We start from the raw sequence: 19,470 nt of genomic DNA, 5'->3' as shown, positions 1-19,470 counted from the left end.
AAAAAAACATGATATCAACGACATGAAACACCTATTCCTCCTTGCCATCATCTCTCTGATCGCCGCATTTTTTCCCGTTCAAGCGCCTGCACAGACGCAGCACTCTGATTACACCCTGGCTGTCAACGCTGCGGCCGAGAGTGACCTGGATTACCAGGAGCTGCACGACCGCCTGCTTCAACGCTACACGCCGCTTGTTGACCAGGTCATACGTGCTGAAGAGAATTTTTCCAGCATGTTCACCCAGGACCGTGTCGCCAGCGCACTCCCTCCTGGTTTTGCTCCCTGGTGGCAGGAACAGGTGAGCAGCCACCTCAATAAAAATATCGCCGCATTGGATACGGATGTCACAGCCCTGTTTACCATGGCCGTGCAGACCAGCTCCCAGATCAGAGTGTTCAGCGATCTGCCCCTCATCCGGGAAACGACCATCCAGGAGGCTGAAGGTCCTTTTGATTGGCGCATCTTTGCTGACGGCAGCCTCACCGACCTGGATGAGCCGGTGGGTGACGACCTGAAAACCGGAGGGCCGCTCCGTTATGAAGAGAACAGCGGCGACCTCGCCTATGGCGTGCGTAAAAAATTCGTCACCGGAACCGAGGTGGAAGTGAAACAGAATATCGGGGGGCTAGATACAAACTCGATCTACTTCAACCCTTCCGATCAGGCCCGCACCGGCACCTATCTGACCATCAGCCAACCGTTGCTCAAACGCTTCGGTATCGCCTACAACCGCTCTGGGATAGATCTCGCCACCATCGATCACGGCATTGCCCTGGATGAGTTCCGTCGCAATATGGAAAGTCACCTCCTGGAAGTCAGCCGAGCGTACTGGGGCCTCTACCTGGAAAGATCTCTGCTCGTCCAACGCAATAGTCTCGCCCAGCGTTCACAAAAGATCCTTGAGCAAATGGAAAGCCGTGCAGGAATGGACGTTCAGGCCAGTCTTCTCGCCCGGGCCCGCTCCATGGCCAGCGCTCACGAGCTGGCTGCCATGCAGGCGGAATATGCCGTACGCAACGCCCAGTCACGCATCAATGCGCTTGTCAATGACCCCAAACTGCTCCAGGCCGGAGGCCTTGAACTGGTCACAGCCCAGCAGCCATCCAATACCCTGTTGGACATTCCATTTGCCAAAGTGATAGAGACGACCCTTGAGAATCGTCCTGAAATGGCTCAGGCCATCAAACATATTCAGGCGGCGGCCATACGACTGGACAATTCCAGCAATGAACTCCTCCCTGATCTGGATCTTTTCTTCCAGACCTACGTCAAGGGGCTTGAAGGAGACTATCGCTACGGCACCGCCTACAATAACCAGTTCGACGAGGGCGGTCCCAGTTATATTGCCGGGCTCCGATTTGAATATCCACTGGGCAATAACGGCGCTGAAGCCCGCAACCTGCGGAAAAAAATTGAAATTCGCCAGCAGCTCCACCAACTGGATACCACGGTAAACAACATTCTCCTGGAAGCTCAGGTCAGTTACCGTGAGTTGATAAAAAATTATCGTTCCATGGTACAAAGCTATCAAATCCTACGGGCAGACGAGGAGGAGGTCAAATCGCTCATGGCCCAGATCGACCTCATGCTCACCCGAAACGATCCGTATGGAGATGTACTCTACCGACTCATGGATGCCAGTGAGCGGCTGACCGAATCAGAAGAGCTCTACGCAAAAAGCGAGCTTGCCTATAACTATGCCACCTACAACCTGTACAGGGCCATGGGCGTACTGGTAAAGGAAAACAAGCTAGAACCGACCCAGGCAACTGATACGGATGAATTGCCTGTCATGCTCATTGGCACCGAGCAGGCTCAAGCCGCACCCTGATCAGCCATTGCTCATCTTTTTTCACAAATGGGATACGATGCAACAACGACGTACAGGGTACTCACGAGACCGGTCCCGACGGTTTAAAGTCTGCGTGCTTGCACTCGTGCTCTGGTGCACTGGAAACATTTCCGCCGAATCAAGGGCCGAGCGTTTTGAAACCTTTCTCGAGCCCAATACCACCATCGACCTTTCCAGCATCTTTCGCGATCGGTTGGAAAAACTCCATGTACAGGAAGGCGACATCATCACCAAAGGGCAACTTCTCGCGCAGCTCAACACGACTGTTCTCCAAGCACAGCTTGATCGGGCGCAGACAGCTGCCGCCTTTAAGGGAGAGATCAATGGTGCAGTAAATCTGGTCAAAATGCGTACAAACCGGCTCAAGCTGCTGGAAGAACTCAACCAAAGCGGCAATATCCGTCCACAGGAATTAACAGTGGCACAAACCGACTTGGCAATTGCCCGGGCGGAACTCCAAAGTGCACGGGAGGCGCAGCAACTCCGACAACAGGAAGCGGCTATTGTAGCGATCCAGCTCCAGGAAAAAATGGTGACCAGCCCTATTGATGGGGTTATACTCAAAATCTACACTCAGGAAGCCGAACTTGTCGGTGGTGCAGATACCCAGCCGCTGATGACCATCGTACAACTTGATCCGCTGAAAGCCGTTTTCCACCTGCCGCCTGAATATGGCCTTTCGCTCACAACAGGGACGACCCTCCCGGTCAGCAGCACCAACCAACTGGTCACGGCAACGGTTACCCGGGTCGCCCCCTTGATTAACCCGCAAAGCGGGACGGTCGAGATAGAACTTGAACTTCCCAACCCGGATGCTTCCCTGATCGCAGGGAGCCTCTGCAGCCTGGAGTTTACATCCTCCACGGCTTCGCCTCTGTCCTCGCCAGGCACGCCTGGTCAGAAACAAAGAACAGAGGCGCTGCAGCAACCGAGTGATTTCCTGCTCCCCCAGGTGCAAAGCAAATAACTGCACCACCAGAGTGGCGCGATGCAATCCAGCCAACAATAAACGATTTCCTCAACCCTTTTTTTACTGTTCCACCAACATTAATACATGAGCATACTCCATGACTGCCGAAAAAAAGCAATCCCAGCAGATTAAAGTCCGTTACAACGAAACCACCGCTCAGTACGCCTCCCAGTTCATTGTCAATACCACCAAAGAAGACGTGATACTCAATATTTCATCTGGCCCGATCACCGACCCGCAAACGGGAGAAACCCTTTTACCGATCCATACCCGTCTGGCAATGACCAGGGGAGGTGCACAACGTTTGCACGCTGTTCTCGGTACCATCCTTGAGCAAAAGGACAGTAACGGCATTCCCCCGGCAGCCCAAGCACAACTGCCAAAGATCAAACAGTAGCCCCATAGCCAGCAAGCGTGGTCAATCAACCGCAAACCTCCCCAGAAGAACAACGACTCAATCCAGACGCTCCGGATACCACGCGGCTTGCCTGCCAGATAGCTGCGCTCGCCGGGCAGACAAGCACCACCGCACAGTTGTACCATTGTTTCCTCACTTTCTGTGTGGGATTTGTCAACGCCGCCGGAGGGATAATCAGCGAAGCACAAGGGAAGGAGGTCAGAGTCGCGGAAGAGATGCTCTCCCTCCAGGCAATGTCCTGGTCAGCGACTCTACGGCAAGAACTTCTGACTGTTGCCGAGAAAGCGCATTCCAGCGGCCACATTGCCTACCAGCCGCTCAAGGCGCTCCCCTCGGTATGGATCATCTCTTCCCCATACATCGCCTCCAATGGTCAATCCGGTTGCCTCACCCTCCTTATCCTGCTTGGGCAGACGGCCCCTGATCCCTTTGTGATCACTATTCAACTGCTGGCATCGGTTCTCTCCTCTTCCATACTTCGCCAGGACACCGCCAGCAGCAGCCTGCAAACCATAGGGGAACTCAGCACTGTTCTGGCCGACGCCTTCAGCGTGCAGGACCAGGAACAACGCCTTCTCCAGCTTAATGCACAGCTCAGGCACTGGTGTCAATGCGCCCAGGTGGCTATCGGCACTGCAGCCCCCAATCGCAAGCTGCGGCTGCACTCGCTCTCTGATGCAACAACCATTGACCACCGCACGACCCATGTCAAAACCATAGAACAGGCCCTTTCCGCCTGCCTCAACCATCAAGCCCCATGCTGCTGGCCCAGAAAATTTGCCGGCTTTGCCCTGGACGACCAGCCAATCTTCAACGACCTGTTGAAAGAAACGGGAACCTGCTTGGGAGTGGGCATGCGTTTAAACGATCCGGATGCTAAACTTGGCGGTGCGCTGGTCCTCCTGTGGGATCACTCTCCACCCGAGGAGATCACTGAAAAACTCCGGCACCTTGTTCATTTTACTCCGCTCATCTCTCGGGCGGTCCTCGCAGCCACCAGCCGGCAAGCGAACGTCATAACCGAAAAGCAGAAGGCAACCGCCTCCCGTCTTCCCTTTTTAAGGAGGGGAATGGTGGCGATACTGCTCGTCCTCTGCATGATAGGAGCGCTCTGTATTCCTGTACCTCACACCCTCAATGCCGAGAGTGTCGTCAAACCGGTAACAGTCCGGTATGTGATCTCGCGATACGATGGTATCCTGGAGACGGTACAGGTCAAACCGGGAGACCCGGTCAGTACGGGAGACATACTGGCAAACCTGGATGGCAAGGAGGTAGAAATACAGCAGGCCAACTTGATCGCCGACAAGCACAGAGCCAGGAAGCTGCGGGATCAGTATATGGCATCGGGCAATACAGCAGCCGTACAGATTGCCCGGCTCGACGAAAAACGTATTGAAGAAGAGTTGAACCTGCTGGCAGAAAAGCAACGCTACCTTATCCTGCGCAGCCCGATCAATGGCATCGTTCTCACCGGTGACCTTGAGCGCCGCCAGGGCAGCCCGGTAACAAAAGGGCAAAACCTTTTCGCCGTTGCCCCGCTTGCTCGCATGACCATTGAACTGGCCGTCCGGGATACAGACATTTCCTACCTGCAGCGGGACATGCCGGTTGCTGTTCGTTTTTCGTCTTTTCCCGACAAAAAATGGACAGGAACCATTGAGCACATTGTCCCCCAATCCATTGTACGCGACAACAGGAATGTTTTTCTGGCCCAGTGCACTGTCAACAACGAACGCGAAATGCTTCGTCCGGGTATGCAGGGAAAAGGCAGGATAGGTGCCGGACTCAAGCCTATTGGCTGGCAACTGTTTCGCCGTCCCTGGTACACCTTCCGTTCTTTTCTTGATCGATTTTTTCTTACATGATGGATCCGAACTCGCAACACCTTCCCAGACCGAGACGAGACCTGAAATTCTTCCCGGTCACGGAAAAAGGCGAAACCTGCTATATCATCGAGGATCCTGTCCGCAATAAGTACTTTCGTCTCGGCAAGGAAGAGTATCTCTTTCTCACCCACCTGGAACGGTTCTCCACTCTGGATGAACTGCTCTCCTTCATTGGAGGGCAACTAGGCATTTCTCTTGATCAGGACCAGGCCCAAACCCTGCTTAGCTGGCTGCACAGCCGCCAGTTACTCCAACAGAAAGCCCCTGGCCTGCTGGCGGCTTCCCTGGAGCAGGATCGCCGCAACCGCTCGCTTAAACGGTTCAGCCGGCTCAACCTCATAACCGTAAAGCTCCCTCTGCTCAACCCTGATCCCCTGCTGCGGTATTGCCGCCCACTGCTGTGGATGACCGGCAGTGTGTTTTTTCTCCTCTGGGGGCTGGCGGCCCTGGCAGCAGGATGGTTTCTCTACCTCAACTGGCCTCAGTTCACTGCTCATGCCCAGGGATTCTTCAGCATGGACAACCTGCTGCGAATCTGGCTGATTTATTTCGGACTCAAGCTCATTCATGAGTTTTTTCATGCTCTGGTCTGCTACCGATACGGGGGCAGAGTATATGAGGCCGGGTTGCTCTTTATTCTGTTTATCCCCCTGACCTATGTCAACGCCACTTCAAGCTGGACCTTTCCTTCCCGCTGGCAGCGTGTGCATGTAGCTATAGCCGGAATCTTCATCGAACTTGGCATTGCCTTTCTTTCCATAGTCGTCTGGGCTCAGTCGCCAACAACGGTTACCGGGTTCATCGCCTATCAAACCGCCCTGGTGGCGGGAGTAAGTTCACTCCTCTTTAACGCCAACCCTCTCATGCGTTTTGATGGGTACTATGTTCTCTCCGACCTGATCGGCGTTCCCAACCTTTACCAGTTGGGCATGGGAACTGTCCACAGCAGGCTCCGTCATTTCTTTCTTGGGGTTGGTCCTCTGGCATCAACTCCGTGGTATATCGGCCTGTATGGTATCGCTGCCTATCTCTGGCGGATCACCGTTTTATTCTCGTTGGCCTACCTGGCGAGTAAGCTCGCCGGGGGACTGGGAATATTTATCACCGTTGGCGCGCTTGCGGTCTGGACGGGTTTTCCCCTGCTGGCACTGTTCAGGCGCTGGCCGTCGTATACCGAACAAAACCCACGCTGCCTTTTACAACTGCTGACTCGCAGCGGGATATGCGCCGGCATAGTTCTCCTGCTCGTGTTCTTTGCTGGATGGGAACAACGTCTCCAGGCCCATGGCATCATCGAGTACCGGCAACAGTACAGCCTGAAAAGCGCCAGCCCTGGCTTTATCACTACCGTTCAGGTCACCGATGGACAGCGGGTGCAGCGAGGAGATGTACTCCTCACATTGGAAAACAGGGAACTCCGCACGACCTATAGACAGCTAATTCTCCAACTCCGGCAAATGGAATTAAAAATCAGATTGGCACACAGCTCCGGCAATATCGCAGAACGCCAAAACCTGCGTGAACAGTATCAGGCCATGGAGCAACAGCGTAAAAAAACCGAGGAAGACTTGAACGCACTCACCATCAGGGCGCCAGGAGAGGGGACCGTCATATGCCGATCGCTTGCCGATGAGCTCGGAACCTACATCCCCAAGGGAGAGGAACTGTTATGGGTCGTAACGGCCCAACAGAAGCAGCTGACTGCGTTTGCTCCCCAGGAGAGCGTCGATACCTTTCGGTCACTGATCGGCAACCCTGTAAGAGTTGATATGCGGTCTGCGGGAATCGGGGTATTCACAGGCTCCTTGCTCCAGGTTGTTCCATCGGGCACAACGGAACTTGTTCACCCGGCACTGAGCGCGATAAACGGTGGTCCGCTGGATGTTCGACAGCAAAGCGGGGAGCAGGAGGTTGCGCAGGAACAGCTCAGCTCTGCCTTTCAACTCTTTGCCCCCCATTTTTCCATGGCGGTCGAAATACCTGAGCATGTCAGAGAGCGGGTATGGGCAGGCCAGCCGGCAACCATTACCGTTCGCGGCAAGCGGGTCAGGCTGCTGGACATCCTGAGGGGACGGCTGCATGCCTGGCAGACGGGCAAGGATGAGGGGGCATGAGCCGATCATGGGGCAACCGTCTTTTCCAAGGCCGCGCGTAAACCCAAAAAACAGAATAAAGATGCGACGATTCCTCCTCCTGCTGGCCGGTGTCGTGGTGGGAACGATCTTGCTCCTGCTCTGCAGATTGCCGCTGCTTGAACAGATCACCCCCCTGCTGCTTAAACGTCACAATATTCACCTCACCTCCCTGGAACTGAGCAGTCTATCTTTCACAGCCCTGAAAATAGACCACGCAGCAGCAGAGATCACTCGAAAGCAACAAAAATACACTCTCGAGATATCCAAGCTCTCACTGCACTACACCCTTCGCGGCCTCATCGACGGCACCTTTGATCAACTTGCGATCAAAGAGGCGTTTTTTTCCCTGCCGACGGTCACCCGGTCCACACCAGAGCGGCGCGGCCAGCTGGATCAAGCCACACTCAACCAGGCCCTTTCCACTCTGCGGCAGCTCAGGTTTCCGGTGCAGAGGGTGACGGTAGAGCAGCTCCGTTCGCCTTCTTTTTCTCTGCCTTGCCTGATCGGCAGGTCAATGACCTTTGTTTTACAGCAAAACGCAACCTCTCTTCAGGCGACCATTACGGCAAGGCTGGACAAGCAAGAACGTCTTTTCCTGAATGCAGTACGCTCAACAGATGCAATCCTCGAGGCAGAACTGCGGCACTTCAGGGGGCACACCCTTGTACAGCACCTGCAGCTTTCCGCCGATGCCGCTGTCCTTCGGGGGACGACGGCCCTGGTCCTGAACGAGGTGGCCGATCTCCTGCCGCTGGCTTCCATGGCCCCCTTGGCAGGGAAACTCGAGGGAACATTCGCCCTCCACCTGACCGGCGAACCACAGTTCACACTCAGCATGCACGGTGAGGCTGTACAGCTACCGTGGTTTACCGCAGGACAAGCTAGGGCAGATCTGCATATCACTCTTGACCATGGGCACACCCTTATAACTCAAGGATCACAGCTACAACTCCATGATGTGCACCACCCTCTGCTGGCAGTAGAGTCGATCAATGGCCAGCTTGACGGCACCATAACCCTCCAGGAAGAAAAGATAAGGGTCAAGTTCACTCCCCCCGAGGCCTGGCAGATCAGGGGACTTGATCTTGGTTCGGCCACCATCGGTCGGCTTTCCCTGCCGCCGATGGATGAAATCTTGATATCAAAGGACACCATGAGCCTCACCCCTGCCCCGGGTACACCGCTGAGTGTTGATGACGTGGCGGTGTCTGATCTAGGTGTTGCCCATATTGCCATCTCCCCTGAATCGTCCCAGCCCATTCGCCTGGTCAGGTCGGACGCGTCCCTTACTCTGACTTCGCCAGCCTGGCAGGCTGCAGACCTGAGTGTACGCAAGGGCAACCAGCACATACACTGCAAGGACATGCGCATTACTCCGGGCCCGCTTACTGTTACCGGCAGCGAAAAACGCAGAATGACGCTTGCTTTCTCCAGCGGGATATTGCACGTTTTCTCAGGCACTCTTGGCCTGGGCCCGTTCAAGGCTGATGGAAAGTTTGACCTGACAGGTACGGCCATTAAAGGAGCGGTTGCTCTCCGGCCTGCCGTTCACCCAGGTCAACTTCGCCTGGAGATCGATCATGATACATACTCCAGAGCTGGGAAAGTCGCCCTGACGACCATTGCCCCTGTAGAGTTTTCCTCAACAAGCGGATTGGACAAACTCCTAAGCGGTACAGCCCTGCCGGTGAAGGTGACTGCCGGTTTCCTCCAGGCAGACATGGCCGGACAATGGCAAAAGGGAGTCCGCCCTCACCTGGCTGGCATGGTCAACATTTCCGAACTCGCCGGCAGCGTTAAGCAAGTTCCGTTTTCCGGCTTACGATTCCAGAAAAGCATCGACATTCTCCCTGTACTGCAATCACAAAAGCCCGGCACCCTCCACATTCAAACAATCGGTGCAGCTGTCCCAGTCGACAATCTCGAAGGCAGCTTCACCCTTCAATCGTCCTCTCCGGGCAATCGGACGGGGATAGCGTTTACCCAGCTGAAGGCATCACTCATGGGTGGTGTCGTCAGCATTGATCCCTTTACCCATTCGCCGGGTACCCGGATCCCCACTCTAGCTATTCGCGCACGCGGGCTTGATCTTGCTCAATTGATCGCCCTGATAAAGGTCAAGGGACTGGAAGTAAACGGCAGGATAAACGGCTACCTGCCGGTGAGCTTGGCAAACAATGTATTCGGGTTGGAGGCCGGTGAATTCACCGGAGAGGCTGAGGGGGGGACCATCCGCTACCGTCCGCCACAGAGCCAGGCCGAGCAATCCGGACTGACGGCCTATGCGCTGCAGGCGCTGGAGGAATTTCACTACACCTCTCTTAAGGCACCGGTCCGCTACCTCCAGGATGGTACCCTCTTCATCGATGTGCATCTGCAGGGAAAGAGCCCCCGCCTTTCCGCCACCAGGCCGGTCCACCTCAACATCCATACTGAACAGAATCTACTTTCGCTTCTCAAAAGCCTTCGGTATAATCGTACCTTAACCAGGGACCTGGATAAGCAACTGCGCAAACACCATTAACCAAGAGGGGTACGGCACCCCCGAGGATGCACCCATGTTGAAATTGCTCTTCAGCGGCCTCATCTTTCTCGTTTTCCTTGCCTGCTGCACCCCAACCGTGCAGGTAGCTCCGCCTGAAAAACCCATTACCATCAACTTAAATGTCAAAATCGAGCATGAAATCAGGGTTAAGGTGGAAAAAGAGCTGGAGAATGTCCTCAGCGAAGACAGCGGACTGTTTTAACAGGAGAGATACCATGAAAAAAATAATATCAATCACCCTTGTTGCGATACTGCTGCTGTGCGGCAATCTCTGCGCGCTCGACCTACAGGCAGCCAAGGACCAGGGACTGGTTGGCGAGACCACCAGTGGGTACTTGGCGCCGGTCGACCCAAACAACAGCCAGGCGGCCGCGATCGCTCAATCCATCAATGCGCAGAGAAAGCAGCAATACCAACAAATCGCTCAGCGTAACAACGCCCCTCTGCAGAGTGTGGAGCAACTTGCCGGCAAGAAGGCTATTGAAAAAACGCCCTCTGGTCAATTCATCCAGATTAAGGGACAGTGGAGAAAAAAATAGAGCAGCCGCGGTTGTGCAGCAGACGAAGGTCAGGCAACAGGCGTTGAGGTTACATCTTGCCATGCCGTAAAATGGAAAGCAGAAGTCTGAACCCCATGAGACCGGCCACCACGAACCCGATCAGGCCGATAATCGGGATCCCGTGCCACCGTGGGGGGACATCGGAAAGAACGATCAGAGAACTGCCGATGATCAGAGCGGCAAGAACAATGGCAAAGGCAACCCGGTTGGAGACCCTGTCCATCGCTTCCCCCAGGGAGTGCACCCCTTTATGTTCAAACTCCAAGCGCATCCTCCCGTTTCGCAACTGACGGGATAGACTGAGAATCTCCTCTGGCATTTCACGGAAAAGATGCAGATAGGAGGTAGCTGTATGGGCTACCTCATCCATGATCCGATCCGGGTGCATACGACCATATTGTATTTTTCGCATGAACGGCTTTGCCAGTTCAATCAGCTTTAATTCCGGATCCAGCATGCGCCCTACCCCCTCGACGGTGGTGAGCGCCTTCATCATCAGGTACAATCCCGGCTTGATACTGAGCATATGCCGCGATACCAGGTGTAAGATGTCCTGCAGTATCTTCCCTGCCTCCAGTTCCCCCAAAGGCTTGTAGAGGTACATATCCATCATATCGCCAAGATCACTGGCCAGAAGTGACTGGTCGATTTCCCCATGCTGCAGGGTAATCCGTAACAGCGCCTTGGTCACCCTGCGCTCATCCCCAGCGACCAGACTGAGCACCAGTTCGGTAAAATCCTCACGGTCTTTCAGCGAAAGGCGGCCCATCTGGCCAAAATCGATAAAGCAGACAACCTCGTCATCAAGAATAAAAATATTTCCCGGATGAGGATCAGCGTGGAAAAAACCATGGATAAAAATCTGCTCCATCACCAGGACCGCACCCCGCTCAGCAAGCAACTCCAGGTTCGCATTGTGGGCCTTGAGGTATTGGACATTAGAGCATTTGATCCCCTCGATGCATTCCATTACCAGCAGCCGCTCACTGCTTAGCCGTGGGTAGACCCGGGGTACATGAATCAAGGGGTTGTTTTCGAATTGCAGCTGGAATCGCTGAATATTCTGGAGCTCGATGGTAAAGTCGATCTCCCGGCTGATGCTCCGGGCAAACTCTTGCACAATGGCAGATGGACGGTGCCCCTGAACTTCTTCCAGGTACTGCTCCATCAATTCGGCAATGTGGGTAAGAATCTCCAGGTCAACAGCGATGGTATTTTCGATGTTGGGACGCTGCACCTTGACCACCACTCCCGAGCCATCCTCCAATTGGGCCTTATGCACCTGGGCTATGGAAGCGGCAGCAAGCGGGGTGCTCTCAAAATGATGAAAGACCGCTGTGGGGGATGCCCCCATTTCTTCCTCGAAAATGGTGCACACCTTTTCATAGGAAAAAGGCGGTACCTTATCCTGGAGCTTGGCGAGCTCATCAAGATACTCGGCAGGAATGAAGTCAGGTCGCGTGGAAAGCAGCTGGCCAAGCTTGATAAAGGTTGGTCCGAGTTCTTCAAACACCAACCGCAAACGCTGGGGCCGGGAAAGCCTTGCGATCTGTTCTCGGGGCTTGCGGTTAATCATCCGCAAGCCCGATTCCAGGTATTGGTCTATATGGAGCCTATCGACCAGATCGTCAAACCCATACTTGAATAAAACGCGCAGTATGCGGTGGTAACGATTCAGGTGCCGGTAGGTACGACCAATGGCGCCCAGCTTGCGAATACTGAACATGCCTGGGCAGCCTACTCTTCGCCTTGCTTCAGGTTGAGCGCTACCTGCAGTTCCTCAATCTGACGCCGCAGCTCCTCTACCTCATCGGCGGTTGCCAGGTTCAGCTGCTTTACTTTTTCCTCCACCCGCATATTCAACCAGAGATTCAACTGTTCTTTGGCTTTTTCCGATTTGCTCACCAATTCGTCAACAAAGTGTTTGCCTTCTTCCTGAGACATCTTTCCCTTTTCGATCAAATCACCCTTCAGCTCTTCTATCTTTTCCTTGGTCAAAAAGGCGGCCCCGAGTCCTGCATAGACAATGTTTTTCATGGTATCTTTCATTATTCCCTCCACTGTTGCTCATGGACTGTTACGGCTTCTGCCGTGTATTAGGTTTTATCGATGTCTTTATGATATACCTGCAGGGTAAACCCACGATTTTTCAGGAATCTCCGCAGATGTTCAATGACCGCCACACTTCGATGACGGCCTCCGGTGCAGCCAATGGCTACGGTAAAGCGCTCTCTCGCCTTTCGCTCATGCTCCTCCAACAGAAAGCAGAGAAAGGGTTCAAGCCTAGCCAAAAAACGGCGCCCCTTTTCATTATTCAACACATGGAGCGCCACTTCGGGATCACAGCCGTTGCCCTCTTTCAGTTCAGGTACCCAGTAAGGATTGGGAAGAAAGCGCACATCCACGACCACATCTGCCTGCGGATACCCATGCTTATACCCGAACGAGTGTAGAAAAATCTCCACCGGTCACCTCCATGCGCCCGAAAAATTTAGAATTCTCGTAGAATAGTATTATACACCCGCTCTGCTTAATCAACAGATATAATGTGAATTGCTGTCTATCCGGCCTTTATCAGCAGCTCCCCGGTTACAAAAAAAAAGAGCAGCCGAGGCTGCTCTTGTTCTACTCTTCCGCCCTTGCCTGCTCAGGTCGTTGAGCAGAGCATACGAATGGACTCCGCCTTTTCATTAATACCGCGATTGAGCATTTCCCGATTGTAAGCGGCAATCACCTCCTGCCGCTTCAGCATGCCGATTACCCACGGTTCCTCGATCGACTCAACCACGGGAATCTCATCTATCCCTTTCACATCGAATAACTGCATGGCATCATAGAGGTTGTCATCAGGAGTGAGCATGATCACATCCCGGGTACAGATGGCTCCGACCAAGTAGCAGACCCGCTGTTCTGCATCGTGCAGGATATTTTTTACATCCTGCATGGAAACCACCCCCACCATAAGTCCCTTGTGGTTGATTACCGGAAAGTAAAAACTGTCCTGGGCATAGCGAAACAGCTCCAACAGATGGTTGATGTTCGCATTTTCGCTGATAAAATCCACATCCTCAGTAATTGCCTTACCCACCCGAATGGACTTCATGATCGCAACTTCACGGCCTTCGTGGATATTGATCCCCTGACGGGTAAAATCAACCGTATCTATAGAGTCAGAATAAAATCGGGTGGCAATCATGGTGCCCAGCACAGCGGTCAGCATCACCGGAACGATCACCATATGATTACCGGTCATCTCAAAAAGCAAAAAGATAGCGGTCAGCGGAGCATGGGTGGAAGCGGCAAGAAAGGCACCGATGCCCACGGTTGCATAAGCGCCGGAAGAGGCGGTATACTCTGGAAGCAAAATATGTACCAGACCCCCGAACGCCCCACCAATAACAGCGCCGATAAAAAGTGCCGGTGCAAACACACCGCCAGCACCTCCTGAACCAAGGGTAATGGCGGTAGCGATGGATTTGAGAAACACCAGTGCCAGCATGACCCAGATAATGCCGTGACCGGCAAGGGTCTTTTCAATGTACTCATACCCATCCCCCATGACCTGCGGAAAAAAAATGCCGATGCAGCCAATACAGAAGGCGCCGATAATAGGCTTGACCTGGGGATGCATGGAAAGGGCCTGAAAACGATCGCGGACAAAATAAAAAAAACGGATGTGCGCCACAGCCAGCAGCCCGACAATCAGGGCCATGACCGCATAAAGAGGTATTTCAACAAAATAATTCACGATCTCGAAATCGGGAATCGGGAAAGCGGGTATTTCGCCGAAGTAAGCGCGGGAAACGACCGTTGCCAGCGCTGATGCCACGACCAGGGCGGCAAAGGATGATATCTCGTAGGTCCCCAGAAGCACTATCTCAGCCGCAAAAAAAATGCCTGCCAGCGGGGCATTAAAAATACCGGCAATCCCACCGGCGGAGCCGGCGGCAATAAAAACCTTCATCCGCTTACCGCTGACCCGAAATCGTTGTCCGACCTGCGAACCGACGGCTCCGCCTATCTGGGCAATAGGTCCCTCGACACCAGCCGAATTCCCGGAACCGATAGTCAAAGCGGTAGCGGCAATTTTAATAAAAATATTGCGTGCCCGGATGACCCCATTTTCCAGATTGACCCGCCGAAGAAAGGCCGTGAGTCCGTAGCCGTTGACCTTCCCGGGGAAAGCCATGGAAAGAGGGATCAGTGCCGCAGCACCGAACATGGGCAGCAACGGTAACAACAGGATACGCCATCCTCCCTGATCAATACCGAGCAGGACCTGGCCTTTGACAAAGACAAACCGGTGAACGAAGTCCACGGATTCACGAAAGGCGATAATGGCCAGTCCGGCCATAACCCCGATAAAGGCGGCGATGATGATCATTCTCGCCTGTTCGCCTGGAAGAAATAGTTTTAACTTGGATCGCATCTGAACTCCGACATACCGTCTCTCCAGGTGCACGGTATCACTTGTTGTCTGCTTGAATCCTGCGGCAACAGACCTGTCATTCCACCGACACCACCAGGTAAAGTTATAAAGCTGGCAGCCAACTTTATCACCGTAAAAATCCGGGAGTATACCAGAAACACCTGTATTTGGAACGCTTTTTCCGGCGGATTGCTGATTTAGCGCTACCTTGATGAAGAAGCACGCTGTCCACAGATGCAGCAGCCGGTCTCCACCATAAAGCGAAAGACGCCTGTTTACAGAACATACTTCAGTGCATATTCAATAAAATGTACAGCCCAATACAACCGTTCACAGCACTCATCCATACCAAGGAATAGACCATGAGCCAACCAAAGGAACGCAAGCCCATTCCCGAACGAGTCGCTTTTCTCCGCACGCTTCCTTTACACATCAAGGAAACCATCACCGGCGAGGAGGCAGAACAATTTATGTTTGAAGAGGCCATACCGGAATCGCTTTATGAAAAAATCAAGGAATTCATTATTCTGGATACGGATAATTAGTCTCCTGCTACAAGGCGGTCGCGGTCTGTCAAAGCTACCTAACCAATGGTTTACGGGACCGCACTCTCCCATTTTTTCATTACATATCAAACTGTTACCAGGCAGTCTTCATCGCACTCGCTTTAGCGTTGCATAATCCCAGTTTTTGGTATATCTTGTCGCTATTTTGTACCGTACCCTCTTCTGATTTTGGGTGATTGTCAGAGTGTGTGCACGGATGCAAACACGCATTTTCTGCGAGCTGTAGTGACTTTTATATTCTTGCCCGAGGATGGACACAGGCTAGCTGTTGAATGAAGCGTCAATCATTTTCTTTCAACAAGCATTATCTTCGTGGCATCACAAATATTTAGGTTCTTTTTTGCTGTAAAGAGAATGTTTTTTGTTAACCCTTTCCGGCCCGCCATGAGTCGGAAAAAAGTAACCACCGTGTAAGGAGAATGAGCTATGTCGCGAAAAATGGTCAACGTTGACGGCAACCAGGCATGTACCCACGTTGCCTATGCTACCAGTGAAGTCATCACAATCTATCCCATTACGCCGTCCTCTCCGATGGCCGCTGAAGCTGATGCAAAGGCTAACGCCAAGCAGGAAAACATCTGGGGCTCCATTCCGGTCATTTCCCAGATGCAGTCAGAAGGTGGTGTTGCCGGTGCGCTGCATGGCTCACTGAATTCAGGTGCTCTGTGTACCACTTTTACCGCTTCCCAGGGCCTGTTGCTCATCCTGCCTAACATGTATAAAATTGCAGGCGAGTTGACACCGACGGTTTTTCATGTAACTGCCCGTGCCCTGTCATACCAGGGGCTGTCTATTTTCGGCGATCACAGTGACGTAATGTCCGCTCGCCAGACCGGTTGGGGAATGCTCTGCTCCAACAACGTGCAGGAAGCACAGGACATGGCATTGATCGCCACCCAGTCTACCCTGGCATCCCGCATTCCTTTTGTTCATTTCTTTGATGGTTTCCGTACTTCTCATGAAGTTGCCAAGATCGAGCAACTCACCATGGATGATATGCGTGAGATGATCGACGAAGACCTGATTACCGAGTTCCGTGAACGTGCCCTTACCCCGGATCGTCCTTCTTTGGGCGGAACCGCACAGAACCCGGATGTGTATTTCACCGGTCGTGAGACGGTAAACAAGTATTATGCGGCCATTCCCGGCATCGTTCAGGCGACCATGGACAAATTTGCAGCACTGACCGGTCGTCAATACAAACTGTTTGATTACTACGGCGCAGCTGATGCAACCGATGTAGTCGTTATCATGGGTTCTGGCGTTGAAGTTGCTCAGTCAACCATCGATTACATGGTTGCCCAAGGTGACAAAGTGGGTATGGTTATCGTTCGACTTTTCCATCCATTTGACGCCAAGGCCATGGTTAACACCCTGCCTTCAACCGTAGAGCGCATCACTGTTCTTGATCGCGTTAAAGAACCGGGCGCACTCGGTGAACCACTCTACCTCAACGTGCGCACTGCAGTTGCAGAGGCTGCCGAAGCAAACCCGACCATGATTCCACCGACCATCCTTGGTGGCCGTTACGGTCTTGGTTCTGCAGAATTCACCCCTGCAATGGTCAAAGCGGTATTTGAAAACCAGACTTCATTTGCACCGAAAAACAAATTCTGTGTCGGCCCGCATGACGATGTTATGCACACCAGTCTTGATTATGATAAATCCTTTAACATTGAAGGTGATGACGTATACCGTGCAATGTTCTACGGTCTTGGTTCTGACGGTACTGTTGGCGCCAACAAAAACACCATCAAGATTATTGGTGATGAAACAGATAATTCCACTCAGGGCTACTTTGTTTACGACTCCAAGAAGTCCGGCTCCATGACCGTTTCTCACCTCCGCTTTGGTGAAAACAAGATTGTTGCTCCGTACCTGATCAACAAGGCAAGCTTCATCGCCTGTCATAATTTTGCCTTCCTTGACAGCTACGACATGCTGGCCAACCTGGAAGACGAAGGAACTTTCCTGCTGACCACCACCTTCTCTAAAGATGAAATATGGGAACATCTCCCGGCTCTGGTACAGAAGCAGCTGATCGAAAAACGTGCTAAATTCTTTATCATCGATGCGGTCAAGCTCGGTCAGGCTATCGGTCTTGGTGCCCGTATCAACATGATCATGCAGACCGCCTTCTTTATGATCTCCGGAATTCTCACCAAGGAAGATGCGGTTGAAGCGATCAAAAAAGCGATCAAGAAAACCTATGGTATCAAGGGTGACAAGATCGTTAACATGAACTACGCAGCGGTTGACGGTGCCATTGAAAATATCGTTGAGATAACCCTGCCAAGCGAAATTACCGGTCATGAAATGCCTCCGACCGTGCCTGAAGCAGCACCTGATTTCGTAAAAACGGTTACTGCAACAATGATGGAAGGCCGGGGCGAAGAATTGAAAGTTTCCCAGATACCTGACAACGGCCGCTGGCCGACCGCCACCACCCAGTGGGAAAAACGTAACGTTGCGGTGAATGTCCCCACCTGGGATCAGAATACATGTATCCAGTGTGGTCGCTGTTCACTGGTTTGCCCACACGGCTGTATTCGTCTGAAGATCGCCACCCCTGAAGCTTTGGAAGCAGCAGGTGCTACTGCTGATTTCAAAACCGCTGATGCAGTAGGGAAAGACTACAAGGGTCAGAAATTCACCGTTCAGGTTTCTACGGCTGACTGCTACGGCTGTACCCTGTGCGTAAGTGTTTGCCCTGCGAAGAAGAAAGACGCGGAAGGCAACAAGACTGACGAACCTGCCCTGAAGATGATCACCAATACCGAGGAAGTACTGGAACGCGAAAGCAAAAACTGGGAGACTTTCCTTAAGTTGCCGGAAGTTGATCGTTCCACCCTCAAGGAAGATACCATCAAGGGAAGCCAGCTCTTACGGCCGATGTTCGAGTTCTCCGGTGCTTGTACCGGTTGTGGTGAGACACCATACGTTAAACTTGTCACTCAGCTGTTTGGTGATCGCTTGTATGTAGCCAATGCGACCGGTTGTTCCTCCATTTACGGCGGCAACCTGCCAACAACTCCCTACTGTACCCGTGCAGACGGACGTGGACCGACCTGGTCAAACTCCCTGTTCGAAGACAACGCGGAGTATGGTCTGGGTATGCGCCAGGCGGTTGACAAGCTTGGCATGCAGGCAAAAGAACTCTTAGAAAAAGCTGTTGAAGCAGGTCTGATTGAAAAAGCTATGGCTGACGGTCTTCTTGATGCCACGCAAAACGACCAGGCAGAAATCGAAGCGCAGCGTGAACGCGTTGCAGCACTGAAAGATGCCCTCGCCGGCAGCAGCAATATTATCGCCAAACGGCTCGTTCCTGTAGCAGACTATCTGGTCAAAAAGTCTGTATGGATCTTCGGTGGCGACGGCTGGGCATATGATATTGGTTACGGTGGATTAGATCACGTTCTCGCTTCCGGTCAGAACGTTAACGTACTGGTTATGGATACGGAAGTATACTCCAACACCGGTGGCCAGATGTCCAAATCCACCCCACGTGCTGCTGTTGCTCAGTTCGCAGCTGGCGGGAAGAGGGCTCCCAAGAAAAACATGGGCATGATCTTCTCCACCTTTGGTACGGTTTACGTTGCCCGTATCGCCCTGGGCGGCAATCCGCAGCAGGCGATCAAGGCTATTGCAGAAGCTGAAGCATATGACGGACCATCCCTGATCATTGCTTACGCTCACTGCATTAACCATGGTATAAACATGGCAACTGGTCTTGAGCAGCAGAAAAAAGCGGTTGAGTGTGGTCACTGGTCACTGTATCGCTATAATCCGATGCTTGAGGCAGAAGGAAAGAACCCGCTGACTATTGACAGCAAGGAACCGACCATCTCCTTTGCAGACTACGCCTTAAACGAGAACCGTTACCGTATGCTCAAATTGTCCAACCCTGAAATGGTTGATGAGCTGATGGCACAGTCTCAGGCGGATACCGATAAGTCCTGGAAGATGCTCAAAGCGTGGCAAAAAGCGCTTGAGGCAGAATAAGACACATTTCTGCCCTCGTTTGCTGTACCCCAAACAGCCCTGCCGATTACTCGGCAGGGCTGTTTTACATTGAACCTTTTTTCTCTTGCTGTTTGTTTTCT

14 protein-coding genes are annotated in these 19,470 nt (G+C 52.8%); 10 read left to right on the top strand and 4 right to left on the bottom strand.

The window, feature by feature from the left end; genetic code table 11:
* Positions 1-22 precede the first annotated feature (22 nt).
* From ACZ52Z_RS20220 to ACZ52Z_RS20185, 8 genes are all read left to right on the top strand, one after another.
* Positions 23-1,834, top strand: a complete 1,812-nt coding sequence (locus ACZ52Z_RS20220) for a TolC family protein (protein ID WP_464268575.1) — start codon at positions 23-25, stop codon at positions 1,832-1,834.
* Positions 1,835-1,871: 37 nt separating this feature from the next.
* A complete protein-coding gene (locus ACZ52Z_RS20215; RefSeq protein ID WP_464268574.1) occupies positions 1,872-2,822 on the top strand; it encodes an efflux RND transporter periplasmic adaptor subunit in 951 nt (316 codons plus the stop codon).
* Positions 2,823-2,922: 100 nt separating this feature from the next.
* A complete protein-coding gene (locus ACZ52Z_RS20210; RefSeq protein ID WP_464268573.1) occupies positions 2,923-3,222 on the top strand; it encodes a hypothetical protein in 300 nt (99 codons plus the stop codon).
* 17 nt (positions 3,223-3,239) lie between these two features.
* Entirely contained in the window at positions 3,240-5,111 is a 1,872-nt protein-coding gene (locus ACZ52Z_RS20205) for an efflux RND transporter periplasmic adaptor subunit (protein WP_464268572.1), read from the top strand.
* On the top strand, positions 5,108-7,246 hold the full coding sequence (locus ACZ52Z_RS20200) for a site-2 protease family protein (protein WP_464268571.1): 2,139 nt from the start codon (positions 5,108-5,110) through the stop codon (positions 7,244-7,246). Before ACZ52Z_RS20205 ends, ACZ52Z_RS20200 begins: the two co-directional genes overlap by 4 nt.
* Before the next feature lie 61 nt (positions 7,247-7,307).
* Positions 7,308-9,791: an intermembrane phospholipid transport protein YdbH family protein gene (locus ACZ52Z_RS20195; protein ID WP_464268570.1), complete on the top strand. Its 2,484-nt coding sequence runs from the start codon at positions 7,308-7,310 to the stop codon at positions 9,789-9,791.
* A 34-nt stretch (positions 9,792-9,825) separates the two neighbouring features.
* Complete coding sequence (locus tag ACZ52Z_RS20190; RefSeq protein WP_464268569.1) at positions 9,826-10,014, top strand: YnbE family lipoprotein; 189 nt, start codon at positions 9,826-9,828, stop codon at positions 10,012-10,014.
* 13 nt (positions 10,015-10,027) lie between these two features.
* Positions 10,028-10,351 carry a YdbL family probable chaperone protein gene (locus ACZ52Z_RS20185; protein WP_464268568.1) on the top strand — a complete coding sequence of 108 codons (324 nt, stop codon included), beginning with the start codon at positions 10,028-10,030 and terminating at the stop codon, positions 10,349-10,351.
* Between the two features lie 49 nt (positions 10,352-10,400).
* On the opposite strand, the gene ACZ52Z_RS20180 is transcribed toward ACZ52Z_RS20185, so the two are convergent.
* From ACZ52Z_RS20180 to ACZ52Z_RS20165, 4 genes are all read right to left on the bottom strand, one after another.
* Positions 10,401-12,098, bottom strand: coding sequence for an ABC1 kinase family protein (locus ACZ52Z_RS20180; RefSeq protein WP_464268567.1), 1,698 nt, complete (start codon positions 12,096-12,098; stop codon positions 10,401-10,403).
* A gap of 11 nt (positions 12,099-12,109) precedes the next feature.
* A complete protein-coding gene (locus tag ACZ52Z_RS20175; RefSeq protein ID WP_464268566.1) occupies positions 12,110-12,421 on the bottom strand; it encodes a phasin family protein in 312 nt (103 codons plus the stop codon).
* Between the two features lie 47 nt (positions 12,422-12,468).
* Positions 12,469-12,837, bottom strand: coding sequence for a RapZ C-terminal domain-containing protein (locus tag ACZ52Z_RS20170; RefSeq protein WP_464268565.1), 369 nt, complete (start codon positions 12,835-12,837; stop codon positions 12,469-12,471).
* Between the two features lie 182 nt (positions 12,838-13,019).
* On the bottom strand, positions 13,020-14,801 hold the full coding sequence (locus ACZ52Z_RS20165) for a chloride channel protein (RefSeq protein WP_464268564.1): 1,782 nt from the start codon (positions 14,799-14,801) through the stop codon (positions 13,020-13,022).
* Positions 14,802-15,163: 362 nt separating this feature from the next.
* Between ACZ52Z_RS20165 and ACZ52Z_RS20160 the strand changes: the two genes are divergently transcribed.
* Both ACZ52Z_RS20160 and nifJ read left to right on the top strand, forming a co-directional pair.
* Complete coding sequence (locus ACZ52Z_RS20160) at positions 15,164-15,346, top strand: hypothetical protein (RefSeq protein WP_464268563.1); 183 nt, start codon at positions 15,164-15,166, stop codon at positions 15,344-15,346.
* 447 nt (positions 15,347-15,793) lie between these two features.
* Positions 15,794-19,369 carry a pyruvate:ferredoxin (flavodoxin) oxidoreductase gene (gene nifJ / locus ACZ52Z_RS20155; RefSeq protein WP_464268562.1) on the top strand — a complete coding sequence of 1,192 codons (3,576 nt, stop codon included), beginning with the start codon at positions 15,794-15,796 and terminating at the stop codon, positions 19,367-19,369.
* Positions 19,370-19,470: the final 101 nt, after the last annotated feature.

This window comes from Desulfogranum aggregans (assembly GCF_055398265.1).
The sequence above is the reverse complement of the archived record's forward strand: the minus strand, read 5'-3'. Positions and strand labels throughout refer to the sequence as shown.

Excerpts from the sequence above, each read along its gene's own strand:
- ACZ52Z_RS20220 (WP_464268575.1), top strand. The coding sequence starts at position 23 with ATGAAACACCTATTCCTCCTTGCCATCATCTCTCTGATCGCCGCATTT.
- ACZ52Z_RS20215 (WP_464268574.1), top strand. The coding sequence starts at position 1,872 with ATGCAACAACGACGTACAGGGTACTCACGAGACCGGTCCCGACGGTTT.
- ACZ52Z_RS20210 (WP_464268573.1), top strand. The coding sequence starts at position 2,923 with ATGACTGCCGAAAAAAAGCAATCCCAGCAGATTAAAGTCCGTTACAAC.
- ACZ52Z_RS20200 (WP_464268571.1), top strand. The coding sequence starts at position 5,108 with ATGATGGATCCGAACTCGCAACACCTTCCCAGACCGAGACGAGACCTG.
- ACZ52Z_RS20195 (WP_464268570.1), top strand. The coding sequence starts at position 7,308 with ATGCGACGATTCCTCCTCCTGCTGGCCGGTGTCGTGGTGGGAACGATC.
- ACZ52Z_RS20190 (WP_464268569.1), top strand. The coding sequence starts at position 9,826 with ATGTTGAAATTGCTCTTCAGCGGCCTCATCTTTCTCGTTTTCCTTGCC.
- ACZ52Z_RS20185 (WP_464268568.1), top strand. The coding sequence starts at position 10,028 with ATGAAAAAAATAATATCAATCACCCTTGTTGCGATACTGCTGCTGTGC.
- ACZ52Z_RS20180 (WP_464268567.1), bottom strand. The coding sequence starts at position 12,098 with ATGTTCAGTATTCGCAAGCTGGGCGCCATTGGTCGTACCTACCGGCAC.
- ACZ52Z_RS20175 (WP_464268566.1), bottom strand. The coding sequence starts at position 12,421 with ATGAAAGATACCATGAAAAACATTGTCTATGCAGGACTCGGGGCCGCC.
- ACZ52Z_RS20165 (WP_464268564.1), bottom strand. The coding sequence starts at position 14,801 with ATGCGATCCAAGTTAAAACTATTTCTTCCAGGCGAACAGGCGAGAATG.
- ACZ52Z_RS20160 (WP_464268563.1), top strand. The coding sequence starts at position 15,164 with ATGAGCCAACCAAAGGAACGCAAGCCCATTCCCGAACGAGTCGCTTTT.
- nifJ (WP_464268562.1), top strand. The coding sequence starts at position 15,794 with ATGTCGCGAAAAATGGTCAACGTTGACGGCAACCAGGCATGTACCCAC.